This window comes from Ruegeria arenilitoris (assembly GCF_013032445.1).
Classification (GTDB): Bacteria; Pseudomonadota; Alphaproteobacteria; order Rhodobacterales; family Rhodobacteraceae; genus Ruegeria; species Ruegeria arenilitoris_F.
Genome location: NZ_WQCA01000009.1, coordinates 1 through 13067, shown reverse-complemented (window position 1 = coordinate 13067; position 13067 = coordinate 1). Strand labels below are relative to the sequence as shown.

General features: G+C 55.2%; 9 protein-coding genes. All 9 read left to right on the top strand.

Features of this window, described 5'->3' with window-relative positions; translation table 11 throughout:
• Nucleotides 1–8: 8 nt before the first annotated feature.
• The 9 genes from GOW98_RS14075 to GOW98_RS14035 all read left to right on the top strand — a co-directional run bounded on the left by GOW98_RS14075 (nucleotide 9) and on the right by GOW98_RS14035 (nucleotide 12901).
• A complete protein-coding gene (locus GOW98_RS14075; protein ID WP_170333094.1) occupies nucleotides 9–827 on the top strand; it encodes a hypothetical protein in 819 nt (272 codons plus the stop codon).
• Nucleotides 828–845: 18 nt separating this feature from the next.
• Entirely contained in the window at nucleotides 846–1586 is a 741-nt protein-coding gene (locus GOW98_RS14070) for a sulfotransferase family protein (RefSeq protein WP_170333092.1), read from the top strand.
• Between the two features lie 17 nt (nucleotides 1587–1603).
• Nucleotides 1604–1987 carry a carboxymuconolactone decarboxylase family protein gene (locus GOW98_RS14065; RefSeq protein ID WP_170333090.1) on the top strand — a complete coding sequence of 128 codons (384 nt, stop codon included), beginning with the start codon at nucleotides 1604–1606 and terminating at the stop codon, nucleotides 1985–1987.
• Between the two features lie 241 nt (nucleotides 1988–2228).
• Complete coding sequence (locus GOW98_RS14060) at nucleotides 2229–3959, top strand: thiamine pyrophosphate-binding protein (RefSeq protein WP_170333088.1); 1731 nt, start codon at nucleotides 2229–2231, stop codon at nucleotides 3957–3959.
• 13 nt (nucleotides 3960–3972) lie between these two features.
• Nucleotides 3973–6807: a peroxidase family protein gene (locus GOW98_RS14055; RefSeq protein ID WP_217359580.1), complete on the top strand. Its 2835-nt coding sequence runs from the start codon at nucleotides 3973–3975 to the stop codon at nucleotides 6805–6807.
• A gap of 3 nt (nucleotides 6808–6810) precedes the next feature.
• Entirely contained in the window at nucleotides 6811–8187 is a 1377-nt protein-coding gene (locus tag GOW98_RS14050) for a hypothetical protein (protein ID WP_170333086.1), read from the top strand.
• A gap of 1304 nt (nucleotides 8188–9491) precedes the next feature.
• Nucleotides 9492–10823 carry a phage tail tip lysozyme gene (locus GOW98_RS14045; protein ID WP_170333084.1) on the top strand — a complete coding sequence of 444 codons (1332 nt, stop codon included), beginning with the start codon at nucleotides 9492–9494 and terminating at the stop codon, nucleotides 10821–10823.
• Between the two features lie 19 nt (nucleotides 10824–10842).
• The gene (locus GOW98_RS14040; protein WP_170333082.1) at nucleotides 10843–12408 is read left to right on the top strand and encodes a D-Ala-D-Ala carboxypeptidase family metallohydrolase; all 1566 of its coding nucleotides are present in this window, start codon (nucleotides 10843–10845) and stop codon (nucleotides 12406–12408) included.
• 40 nt (nucleotides 12409–12448) lie between these two features.
• Entirely contained in the window at nucleotides 12449–12901 is a 453-nt protein-coding gene (locus GOW98_RS14035) for a zinc ribbon domain-containing protein (RefSeq protein ID WP_170333080.1), read from the top strand.
• Nucleotides 12902–13067: the final 166 nt, after the last annotated feature.

Here is a 13067-nt window from a genome sequence, read left to right as displayed (position 1 = left end):
TTCCGCCCATGCTGATGCCCGAGGAGTGGCGGCCGGAACACAAGCTGTTCCCGTATCAGGTGGGCTTTACCTGCCCGCCCTTCGACTTTGACGCGGCACCGTCGGATTTCCTGCGCATGTGTCCTGAAACGGTCGGAGTGCATGGCTGGATGCTGCATGTGCCGGACTATGTGCACGGGCTGGACCAGCGAAAGCAGAACTTCGGGATGCTTGAGGATTTCGTCCATTGCATGTCCCGCAACGGCGTCGATGTCTGCGGGCAGGTCGGATCGAACTGGGTCCATGCCTGCGGGCTGGGGGTCGAGGGCGTCCGTCAGCATTGCGCCGATCTGTCCGACAATTACGGAATCCATTTTCACATGGCCGGTTACGCCATGGTCGAGGCCCTGCGTGAGATGAACGTGGAAAAGGTCGCGCTGAACGCCGCCTATCACTGGCCGGAATGGTGGCAGGGCACCGTCAGCTTCCTGCGTGAGGCCGGGTTCGACGTGCTCTATGCGGGTAATTTCCACGATCAGGGGTGGTTTGCCACTCAGGAAGAGGTCAACAGCTTTCGCTGGGTCTTTGACGGCGATCTGGCGCTGAAAAGCTTTGAATACGTCGCCGAACAGGCACCGCAGGCCGATGCGATCCTGATCAACGGGATGTGCAATTTCCGAACCGGCCCGAATGGTCTGCCACAGCGCCCGCTGCATCTGGCCGATCAGCTGGAAACTGCCCTTGGTAAGCCGGTGATCGGCCACGACATCGCGCTTTATTGGCGCATCTTCAAATCGCTTTGCCTGTCGCCGGAAACGCCGCATGGCAAGCTTTTGAAACGGCTCTAACTTGGAGGTTCCAGACACATGCACAAAATCCTTGCGCTCTGGGCAGTACCCCGGTCCACCTCGACGGCCTTTGAATGGATGATGCGGCAACGTGGTGACCTGGATTGCCTGCACGAACCTTTTGGCGAGGCTTGGTATCAGGGCGAAGACCCCCTGTGGCACCGGTTCAAACCGGGCGACGTGACAACCCCCGGCCTGACGCTGGACAGCGTGTGGCAAGACATCCAGGCGCGCGCCCAAAAGGGGCCGGTTTTCCTCAAGGACTTCCCGCATTACATCAACCACATGTGGGATGCGGATTTCCTTTCGCATTTCAACCATGCCTTCCTGATCCGCGACCCGGCAAAAACCATCACCTCGATGTACAAACGCTGGCCGGGCTTTGCCGAGGGTGAGGTTGGCTTTCCCGAACAACGCGCCCTGTTCGACCTGCTGACCGCGCTGAACGGCACCCCGCCGCCGGTGATCGACAGCGACGACCTGCTGGAAGACCCGCACGCCATGACGCAAAAGTTCTGCGACGCCGTCGGCATCCCCTTCATCGAAGAGGCCTTAACATGGGAGGCGGGCGGCGACCCTTCGGCCCACAGCTGGTGGGACGGAGGGTCCTTTCACGCCAACCTTGCAAACTCGACCGGTCTTGCGCCACAGCCCCGCAAATACATCGAACTCAACGATGCGCCGGATCGGGTGAAACAGGTGCATCGCCGGATGAAACCGCACTATGATCACCTCTACAAACAGCGCCTGACGCACTGAAGCACCGGAGACCCCACATGGCAGATATTTTCGACGAAGACCTTTTCCTCAAAGGTTTGGAACAACGCAAAGGCACGCTGGGCGCCGAATATGTGGAAAAGAACCTCGCGGCCGCAGATGATTTCACCCGCCCATTTCAGGAGGCCATGACCGCCTGGTGCTGGGGCTTTGGCTGGGGCGATGACGTGATCGACGCGAAAACCCGGTCGATGATGAATCTGGCGATGATCGGGGCTTTGGGCAAGATGCATGAGTGGGAGATCCACTGCAAAGGCGCACTCAACAACGGCGTCACGAAAGAGGAAATCCGCGCCATCATTCATGTGATCGGCATCTATTGCGGCGTACCCCAGGCGCTGGAGTGCTTTCGGGTTGCCCGTAAGGTTCTTTCAGAAACCTAGAAGCTCGACACGGCCAATCGGAAACGTTGACAGATAGGCTGGCTAGCCCAGTGCGATGAAAGCCGCCTTTCGACGGCCAGTTCGATGAAATTCTGTTGTTCACCTTTCCCGGGACACGCGGAACGAAGTATTCCTGCGGGTCTTTTTCTGATCCCGAAACAAGCCTATCGAAGCACTGTTTCTCTGAGAGCTAAAATTTGCTACAATAGTGAATTATTGTTCAGTTATTTTGGAATATTACATGCGAGTTTACGAAGCAGTTGTGGCTGCTCTGGAAACAATAGGCGTAGATGCAGCGTATGGAGGTGCGGGCGAGAACGCAGCTGGTATGATGCTGGCGCTGGACGCCTCTGACAAAATCCGCCCCATCATTGCAAAGAACGAGCAAGGCGCGTCGTTCATGGCCTGTGGCCATGCAATGTTCACAGACAAGTTAGGTGTTTGCTTTGCAACAGCCGGACCGGGGGCGTTCAACCTGATCTCGGGTATGTGCGTGGCGCTTACCGACAGCTACCCACTGCTGGCGATCAGCGGCTATTCGACCGTGGCATGGGAAGGGCGCGGTGGACTGAATGAAACGTCGGGGCTGGCGCGAACACCGGATTCGCGGATGATGTTTCGCGCTGTCACAAAGAAAGACCCGGCAACCGGAGAACCCGCGGACTTTCTGGTAACCGATCCAGACGACCTCATGGACACGTTGCAGAAAGCAATCAACATTGCCTTCGAGGGACGACCGGGCCCGGTGCACGTAGCGATCGCGGAAGATATCACCGATCCGAAGATCGAGGTGACGAATTTCCGGCCTCTCCGCCTTCCGCAGATGGGCGTGACACCCGATCCGGGCACTTTGGACAAAGCGGCTGAGGTTCTTGAACATGCAATCAAGACCGAAAAGACCGTTGTCCTGCTGGCCGGGTTCGGAGCAATCCGGGCCAGAGCGAACGAAATCACCGAGAAATTCATCGAACGGTTCCAGATACCACTGCTGACAACTATGGACGGCAAGGGGATCGTGGACGAGGAAAACCCGCTTGCCATCGGCCTTTACTGCGACTCAGGTCACAAAGCGGCGTGGGAACTGTTTTCCGAAGCTGATGTGGTGCTGGCGGTGGGCAACTCCTTTGCCCAGCACGCGACCTTTGATTTCCATGACGGGCTTTTTGACGGCAAGACTTTGATCCATGTGAATATCGATGCCGGAGAGTTCGACAAGTTCTACAAACCCGATCACGTGGTACTGGGCGATGCAAAGAAGGTGTTGCAGGGTTTGTATGACCGCATGGACAAGATCATCGGTCCGGTCCCAAGTCGCGACTTCCGCCCGAAAGACTACGACGAGCGCTTTGTTATCTCGCCTCAAAAACAGCTGCACCCCGGAGAGATGGTGCAAAAAATCTCTCAGATGCTGCCGCCGGGCGGGATCGTGCTGGCTGATGCCGGGGCGCACGCGGCCTGGGCCGGGTATTATCTGGAACTGAAACAAGGACAAAACTTCCGCAAACCCGGAACCTACGGGCCGATGGGGATCGGTGTATGCGGGGCCATCGGTGCCAAATATGCCGAGATGAACCGACCTGTTGTCGCCGCCGTGGGGGACGGTTCTTATCTGATGACCGGCTTCGAACTGATGACTGCCGTACAATACGACATTCCGGTGGTTTGGGTGATCTTCAATGATCGGGAGTTCAAGTTGATCAAGCTTTATCAGTTGTCGGCTTTCTTCAAGACCGGATTGGTCGAATTCGACAACCCGGACTATGCGGCCTATGCCCACGCGTGCGGGGCCGAAGGTTATGTGGTCGACCGCTTGGACGAATTTGAAGAGGCGTTCCGCGCCGCTTTGGCCAGCGGAAAACCGGCTTTGATCGACGCGCGGATTACGCGCCTGGCATTACCGAATTACTCACCCCATCCCGAAGGCGTGTTGGCGGCGATCTGGTCTGGAATACGCGAAAGGTTTGGACTTTAAGCAGGAGGTTTCCGTGGACGGCAGCCAGAAAACGCTACCAAAATGGCGCGAGGTTTATGTGGGCGGATCGCCTGAGGCTGAGCTGAAAGAAACCAAAGAGCTTGCCCAGATGATGATGGCAGCGCAGCTCAAGTCAAAGGCGGCGGCCAAGGCGCGGGGCGTGGACCGGGCCTTTCACAAGAAACCCATCGCAGCCTTCAAAGGGGCCGAACTGCGGTTTGCCGAGGACCTGCCAGAGGATCTGCAGATTGGGTTCGCCAAACCCGGCGCGCGATATCCGGCGATGGTGCGTTTCTCCAACGCGTCGTCGCAAACCCAGTCCGATGAGGACAAGGACCTGCGTGGTCTGGCGGTACGGGTGACGGAAGCCGAGGGTGTGGACCACGATCTGCTGGCCACCAATTTCGCCGTTCCCCATGCACGCAATGCACGCCAGTTTGTCGTTTTTGCTCATGCGCTGGCTGGCGGGCGGCTCTCGAAACTGATCGGGCTGGTGCGCTTGTGTTTCGTTCTTGGCCTGTCGGAAACGCGCCGGATGCTGGGCAATGTACGCACAGCATTGCGGGAATGCGACAGCGTCGCGCTGGAAAGCTATTGGAGCCGGGGCGCTATTGCCTGGGGGTCCGAAGCGGTGCGCTACACGTTCAGGCCCGTCCCTGGAATGCAGAATGCTCAGGGTGCATTTACCGGTGCGGGGCGGCTGTCGTCGGATTACGCTGCGCGGCAGGCTGGTGGCGATATCACCTTTGATCTGCTTGTACAGCGGTTCTACTCGGAGGAGCAGACACCGATCGAGGATGCCGCTCATGAATGGAGCGAGCTGGTCAGTCCTCCAATCAAAGTGGCGGAACTTGTGCTGCCACAGCGTGACCTGTCAACGCCAGAGGCATTGGCCGAGGCGCTGGAAATCGAACGATTGGGTTTCAACCCGTGGAACACCACTGATGAGTTCCGCCCGCTCGGCAACCTGAACCGAGCGCGAAAGGCTGTCTATGATGCGTCTGCGGCGCATCGGCAGGGCAAACGGTTCAAGGCACCACCACCGCCCTTGCAGAACCGTATCTTCGGCACCGGCGCGCGGGCGATCCTGCGGGCGGTGAACCGCAGGGTGCCATGGCACAGAATTCCAAGCGTTCTGCTGCAAATGCTCAATCTGGACGCGCTGCGTCATGACCTCCGGCAGAAAAGCCTGATCGACACCAACCCCGAAGAACAGGTGCCATCGGCCCGCGCAGTGCCGTCTGAACCCAAACCTGAACACCACGTCTATCGTACGCATGATGGCAGCTACAACGATTTGTCTGATCCGCGGATGGGCGCGGCAGGGGCTACGTTCGGGCGCAACATGCCACCGCAGGTGCAGCCCGACGGCAGCCCCAACCCAGTTGAGGTGGCGCGAAAGCTGATGGATCGCAAGGCATTCATCCCGGCAAAGATCCTGAACATTCTAGCGGCGTCGTGGATTCAATTCCAAGTGCATGACTGGGTCGCCCATGAACGGCGCAAATTGGGTGAAGATGACGATGTGGTGCCGATCCCTGACGGCTATCCCGACTGGAAGAACACCCCAGATGGCGAGCCCGAGCGCGAGATGCGCATTGGCGGCAATATTCCAAAGGAAGGCGCGGATGATCCGTATCTGTTCGCCAACGCAAACTCGCATTGGTGGGATGGGTCGCAGGTCTACGGTGTTAACACCGACGCAGCGAAGGCGTTGCGCGAAGGACCAAAGCTGAAGCTGGAGGAGTTCAAAAACGGGAAATACCTGCCCGAAAACGTACACGGGTTCGAATTGACCGGGTTCAACGAAAGCTGGTGGTTGGGCATATCAACCCTGCACACTTTGTTTGCTCGCGAACACAACGTTCTGTGCGACGAACTCAAAAACGCCTATCCGCAGATGGATGATGAACGGATTTATCAGACCGCGCGGCTGATTGTTTCGGCGCTGATCGCCAAGATACACACAGTGGAATGGACCCCGGCCATTCTGGGCACCGAGGCCCTGGATATCGGCATGAAGACCAACTGGTACGGTCCTCCGAAGTCATGGCTGACCCGGTTGGGTATCTGGCTGACCGACACCCATGCGCTGAAAGGTATTCCGGAAACCGAACCGGATCACCACACAGCGCGTTATGCACTGACCGAAGAATTCGCCACCGTCTACAGGATGCACCCGCTGATTCCGGATGACTACATCTTCTACGATTTCGCAACCGGCAAAGAAAAAGCGCGGCGCAATTTCCTTGAGATTCAGGGCGAGCAGACCGACGAACAGTTGCGCAAGCTGGGCCTCCGCGATTGCCTCTATTCGCAGGGCATTGCCTATCCCGGTGCGATTACGCTGCACAATTTCCCAAAATCACTGCGAAATCTCGAACGCGAGGGCGAGATGATCGACCTTTCGGTGGTGGACATCGTACGCACTCGCGCCCGGCGCGTGCCGCGATACAACGAGTTCCGCAAGGGGCTGCACATGCCACCGGTAACCGAATGGGATGATCTGACTGCCGACCCTGAAACCAACCGTATTCTCAAGGAGCTTTATGGCGATATCGACAATGTGGATACTGTGATTGGACTGCTGGGGGAAACGCCACCCGACGGGTTTGGGTTCTCAGACACTGCGTTCCGCGTGTTTATCCTGATGGCCTCGCGCCGGTTGCAGTCCGACCGCTTCCTGACCACCGATTTCCGACCTGAGATTTACACGCCGCTGGGCATGGACTGGATTGCGCAGAACGGAATGAAATCAGTTCTGTTGCGGCATTTCCCGGAATTCGCGCCGGTGTTGCCCAAGAACGCAACGGCCTTTGCGCCGTGGACCGTCGTGCAGGAGGGCTGAGCCATGCCGAAGGATGCAATTTCCAAGGGGCTGGAGGCGTTTCTGAATGCCCCAATGGCCCGCACCTTGTGGAACCGCCGCACCAAGAGGGTAAGCCGGGGGTCCAACGTGACCGCCGGTTCACTCAGTTGGGAGTCGAAAAACAACCGCGCGCCGCTGTCCCCGTTGCAGGAGGCGATCCTGATCGCCGCTACCGGCGCTTCGGGCATGACGATGCCGGACCGGCCGTTTTTTGACGATGAAAGCGGCGATCCGATCATGTCGAAACCCAATTTGGTCATGGAAGGCCGGACTGCCGGTAGTCCAGACAACGCCCAGGGCACCCATTTCTTTATGATCAATGACAGCGGTACGTTTTTTCTGCGCCGCCTCGATCCGCTGGAGGGTGGAACCGAGAACTGGACACCCGAGATACTGATCGACCGGGCCGAACAGGCCAAGGTGCAGATCCTTGATCGCCGCATCGACGTACCTGGCGACATGCGCGATTTCCCGGCTTACTTGGATTCGAACCGGTTCCTGTCGAACACACCGGGATCGACGATCTTTTTCCCTGTGGTGGACTTGTCGCATCAATACATCAACGCGCTGATGTATTTGCTGACGCAGCCTGAAAACGCGCGGCCCGTGATTGTCGATGACCGAAATTTCTATCAACCTGCCGGTGTTAAGAAATGGATCGAAAAAGGGTTCCTGAACCCTGAGATCAAGATACCGCTGGGCATGTTGGGTCAAATGCGCACGCAGATCGAGGCCGACCTGTTGATCCAGAACTTGTTTCTGGTAACCGAGGCATTGGGGCTGGGCGGTTGGATCCACGCGGCGATCTCTCCGCCGGTGTTGATGGGCGACCCCAAGTTCAGTGATAAATACGGTAAGATGCTGGGCTTTGATTACGTAACGCCGAAATGGCGTGTTATGGACCTGTTGCGTTGGCACACGTTACCGATAGCCGCAATGAAACACGTTCGGGCGCATGCGGTCGGCCTACGGCATCACGGCGAGCACCTTATCAAGGGCAAGTGCCCTCCTTACTACCCCACGATGTCCGATGCGGTTGACGCAGTGATAGCGGGGAAATTCGGTCCCGATGGTATCTACAAGAACCAAGCGTTGTTCGAGCGGATTTACAAGGGCGAATTCGGCGACAAGTACCTGCAGGAAGCGGGTGAGTACGAGCAAGACGTCATCGACTGTGCCCGTGACATCTGCAGCTACATTCACAAAACCCATGGCCGGTTTCCTGCTCATTGCGAGGCCATTCATGCTCCCGGTATCTGGCTTCAGACCCATCGTCTCGAGAACGAGTACTACGACACGTACTTCACCCACGGGTTAACCGAAGCGCAGCGCGCACATGATCAGAACTGGGGAATATGACGCGTGTTTTGGTTGATCCGCCCGTCAATCGAAACTAAGTTCGATCGCGTTTGAGTTCCCAAGGAGACACCCAAGGTTCGATTGCCCAGCAAGTTCCAAACCGTCCAGCAGGTGCAGCGGCGTCCAAAGAAATGAGCAGCCGGAATCCTGGCATGATGACCCGGTTCGTGCGCACGTGCTTTGAATTGACTACGGGCAATCCGTTATCGGCGTATTTGGGCTGTCTACCACGAGAATTCGTGGATAGGATCGTTCCAAGTTCGATTGCCGCACCGGGCGCTTGAATACGGTCTTGGACCTCTGCAAACAGCGGCCCGAAATACTGAACGTCGATACGCCCCGCTTTGAATGCTGCGCTTGCACTCGCTGTGAAGCTCAGCGGCTGCGGAGGCGTCCAATCCCTAAGACCAAGTCTCTCAAGGATTTCTCCCTCGGCCCTCCCTTGAGAGGATCGGCTCAGGTTATGAGCCTGACCAGGTGAGACGTTAAGCAATTGATCCGGGGGATCAATTCTAGTCTGAACGGGCTGCGCTGAGATTTTCTGATGCTGGTTGCGGGAGCAGGATTTGGCCTTTACCGAACAATCTCATTCATAAATCGGAAAGAATAGCCTTGTAAATTGTCAGCTACGATCAATGTTTTCATTTTCCCATAACTGAGTACTGCGGAAAACGGACAAAATCTCATTTCCAGTAAGCGCTGCCGACATTGCACCAACTGCTAATGTTTTAGCCTGGCACCTCTAGCCGCACAATTACGATTTTCGCTTGCGCATTTCCCTTTTTGCGCTTGGCTATACAAAGAAGCTCAAGTGGATCAAGCATAGCAAAAAAATCAAAAACTTTGTCATCTGAGGTGCATGTAAATTCAAAAAATCTACGAAATGTGGAGATCTTCCATTCTAGAGAGGTGTCAAAATTTTATTCATTTAATATTCTAGTTACCAGACTTCGGTTTAGATATTGGGCTTTTTTCGAATGAGAGAATTTATTTTCTTCTCTTTGAGCTTCTATCGGGAAGAGGCTACTGCTCCCAAATATCGATTCATCGCGAATTAGGCCTTGTCTCGCAATTATCCTTTTCATCTTAATGTTGAGCCAATTCGTAGCTAGTGACGGCATTGGGCTAGACAACGGTAATGTTACTTATTCCGCACGACGGGCGGTGACGAAACGCAAAACGGATGAACGCATACTGGAAACAAGTGCCGGAGAACCCACCAATAGGATGATGCAAGTTGGCATTTAGGATCTAAAAAATATCTACCCTTGAAAGAAAGGCCGAAAATAGGCATTATTTTTTTAATGGAGCTGAGGTCGGATTTTATCGACTTTGAGACCCTATTTCTAACTAGCTTTCTGGGGCTTGCCGTAAGGTTCGTTCCACTGGAAATATTATTGATCAATTTGAGGTTGGGATTTGTCGACTTCATGAGCATATTGTTATCCGGCTTCTTGGGGCTTGCCGTAAGGTTCGTTCCAAAAATATTTGACGTACTAGCTGCCGACCGGGAGCAGGGCGACGTACAAACTGCGGTTGCGGATATAGTTCGTAAGATTTCGCGCACTGAAGACCCCGCAGAGGCCGAAACAAGGCTCAATGACAGCAAAGAACTTCGAGAAAAGCTACAAAAAGAGCTTAATGAGCTGGAGAGACTGGCCAGAGATGAGCAAGAAAACCAGCAGCGGGAAATTGCAAAAATAGCGCAAAAATTCCTCGAGCTAGAGGAGCAAGAGCGTGAGCTACAAAACCAACAGAGGAAAGACTATCTAAAGGCAGAATTAGAGTCACGAATGGCTGCGCGTGACTTTGCTAAGAAAGCCTCCGGTGGAGTCGACTGGCTTGTGTCTTCTATGACGCCTATCCTTTCGATTTTAATACTTATCGGCTTCGTGAGGACTCTGTATTTTATTGTCACAACAAAAACGGAAATCCAAAACGCGGAGATCTTTTTCACAGCCATAGGCACGCTGGCAACAGCATTTGCGACAATCATCGCTTTTCATTTCGGCTCCTCTGCGGGCTCGAAGTTCAAAGATGAATTGGTGCCGTCTCTCGATCCAGCGGACAACATTCCCCCCCCACTAGAAAAGGACGCTGCATTATCTCCAGTCGCGGTGGCCCGGGTAGCACAGACCGAGAAAATCGCACTCGAAGATCTACCAGATCCAGGTGGAACTTTTGGTCTCTTCCGGAGAAAGGCGCCGGGCATTGCAAATGATCTTATGAGCGATTTCGGTATGACGTTGGATCAAGCTTGCGGCATCCTCGGAAATATTGGGCATGAATGCGCAGGTTTCCAAGCCATGCAGGAAATTAAGCCCATCGTCCCGGGGTCCCGGGGTGGTTGGGGTTGGTGTCAGTGGACTGGCCCGCGCCGTCGCGACTTCGAAAAGTGGTGCAAAGACAACGGCTTTACCAACCTTTCTGATGACAACGCGAACTACGGCTTCCTCAAACACGAACTGGAAACCAGCGAAAGTCGAGCGCTTGACCACTTGATCGCTACTCGGTCGCTCGCTGATGCAACCAGATCGTTTATGGACAGATTTGAAAGGCCCGGCGTGAAGCATTTCGATAGCCGGCTGGACTGGGCGCGTGAAGCCAAGCGCGCTTTCCGGAATGTCAGCGGGTGAGTGATATGGGAAGAGAACCATGAACCCCAGAATTCGCACACTGCTGGATATAGCAGACCTTGTCCTGCCGCCCATTGTTTCACTCGCGAAGGAAGACAAGACCGAAAAACTCGCCAACGATGTTGCTGAGGTTGTCTCCAGCGTCGTGGGGGAGGTAAAGGACGCCAAAGAGTTTGAAGCGGAGATGCTCAAAAACGACGCGCTCGTCGCCGAGTTGAAGCGGCGGCTGGAAATCGTAACTCTTAGCTACCAGGACTTGAAAAATCGGGAGTTCATCGAGGACCAAAACGAAGCTCTGGAAAAGCGAACCGCGGACTTGGCACGGGAGACTGCAGATCACCAAAGAGAGCTTGAAAAAATCGCTGAAGAGTTGAAAGACACTGAGTCTGCAAGATCGCAAGCGCTTGCGAACGCTCAATCCGAGCGGTGGTGGATACGCTGGATTAACCCGGTTATGTCGGTGGCGATTGTGCTGGCATTCTTTTTCTTTGTCCATCTGATCGCAACTAAAGAGATGGGTTTTAGCATTGGCGGTACGGCTGCACAGCGCGGTATTTTCCTAACGGAAGACGAGCGACAAGAACTCACTCAAGATCAACTCAAAGAATATGACGGGGCGTACGAGCGATTAGAACAAGTATTCGAAGGCACAGCCATCCAAGAGGTCACCATCCTCACCGATGAACAGCTGCAGGTTCTGACCGAGGAGAAGCGTGATGCCTACAACCAAGCGCTCTCGGACCTGCAACAAACGTTCGATGCCACTTTGGCGACAGGTGGCGGATTGACTTTGTCGGAAGACCAACGTGAATTGCTCACGGTCGAACAGCGCGCACTATTCGATGACGCGCTGTCGTCACTAGAAGAACAACAACAGCAGGTGCGTGACGTTTTTTACGTCGCCTTTGGTGCGCTTGCGACGGCCTTCGTTACCGTCATCGGGTTCCATTTCGGGTCCTCGTACGGCTCCAAGAGGAAAACACAACTCCAGCGGCTCTACGGAACACAAGGCGTTCTATCGAAGGAAGAGGACGTACGCGGACGTGTGACCGAAGGCTTCACAAGAGAAGCGGTAGATGCGCCCGACCAAAGTCCGATGCAAAAAATAGGGGGGGTTTTCGCCGACAAGAAATCGACCGCCATAATGCACCCATTTGAGAAATTTTGGATGGAGCACCTCTCCCACATAGAGCATTTCAACTGGCGCGAGCTTCTGGAAAAAGGGGCAAGTAATACTGGCACGGGAATAAATTCAGACCCTCCGGAAACACTTTACCGAAATGTGGTGCCGCTGTTGAACGCTCTCGACAAAATACGCAAGGAGGTCGGCGCGCCGGTCAAGCTTATCAGCGTCTATCGAAACCCGGCCTATAACGCCCATGTAGGTGGTGCAGAAAATAGCCGACATATGCAGTTCGACGCTGCTGATTTTCAGGTACTCGGCAACAACGTCGGCTCTCCGAAGGACTGGAGCGCCATTGCAAAACAACTTCGAAAGGAAGGTGTGTTCGAAGGGGGCGTGGGAACATACCGGACTTTTGTCCACATTGATACTCGTGGAACCCGCGCGGACTGGGTTGGGTAAGTGTATACTGCAACTGAGTACTTTGACGGATCAATCATGCATGCTGCACAAACCGCATGACTGGAAAGGGCGCGCTACTGTCCAACCAAGACCTGAAATGTTCAAAGGAATTCAGACCCGGATGACCCGCCCAAAGCTCGTCAAATCGAAGCTCGCCTTCGTCAAACGCGACGGGCCTAGAGTGAACTACGGACGTTACCTCGCCTGCTCTGCCGCCCGCAAACTCGGCACTTGTTCCCCTAAGCAATCCATTCGCCGCAATGTCCTGGAAGACGCCGTTCTGGATTTGCTTCGTCAGCGTCTGATGCAGCCCTACGCAGTGGCCGCTTTTATCAAGTCCTTCAGCGAAGCCGCCAACGCGGAAGCAGGCACAGCGGAGGTAGCCCGGACCCGTTTACAATCCGAGCGGGACAAGGCCGCGCGCAAACTGAATGGGTTTTATGACGCAATAGCTGAAGGCTTTCGTACTCCCGCGCGGCTCGAAGGAGCTTGAAGCGCAGATCGCCGGTCTTGATGCGAAGCTGTCTGAGCCTGCGCCTTCACCAGTGCGACTGCACCCGGATCTGTCCGAACTCTATCGGTCCAAGGTTGCTGATCTTGCAAAGACGTTATCGGACCCGTCGATCCGCACAGGTGCTTTGGAGATCATCCGGGGTCTG